Consider the following 469-nt stretch of genomic DNA (forward strand, 5'->3'; position numbering starts at 1 on the left):
TAGGGAAGGTGCGAATAAGCAGGTCATTTCTTCCCAAGCTGACTCGCTGATTAAAATTTCGCGGATCTGGGCCGATTTTTTTCCCGCAAACACATCGAATCAGCCTATTTAGGCTATTTTTTCCACCATTTCTGGCGTTATTTCCGGTTTTTACTGAGATCTCTCCCACTGACGTATCATTTGGTCCACCCGAAACAGGTTGGCCAGGGTGAATAACATCGCCAGTTGGTTATCGTTTTTCAGCAGCCCCTTGTATCTGGCTTTCACGAAGCCGAACTGCCGCTTGATGATGCGAAACGGGTGCTCCACCCTGGCACGGATGCTGGCTTTCATGTATTCGATGTTGATGGCCGTTTTGTTCTTGCGCGGATGCTGCTTCAAGGTTTTTACCTTGCCGGGACGCTCGGCGATCAGCCAGTCCACATCCACCTCGGCCAGCTCCTCGCGCTGTGGCGCTCCTTGGTAGCCG

1 protein-coding gene and 1 pseudogene are annotated in these 469 nt (G+C 51.8%); both read right to left on the minus strand.

The window, feature by feature from the left end:
- Positions 1-169, minus strand: a pseudogene (locus QMN38_RS26760) (EAL domain-containing protein); the annotation flags it as partial.
- Positions 151-469, minus strand: a 319-nt coding sequence (locus QMN38_RS26765; protein WP_004154290.1) for an IS5/IS1182 family transposase, incomplete at its 5' end; no start/stop codon positions are given. The pseudogene QMN38_RS26760 and the gene QMN38_RS26765, both read right to left, overlap by 19 nt.

This window comes from Citrobacter sp. R-1.5.2, assembly GCF_035064245.1.
Classification (GTDB): domain Bacteria; phylum Pseudomonadota; class Gammaproteobacteria; order Enterobacterales; family Enterobacteriaceae; genus Citrobacter.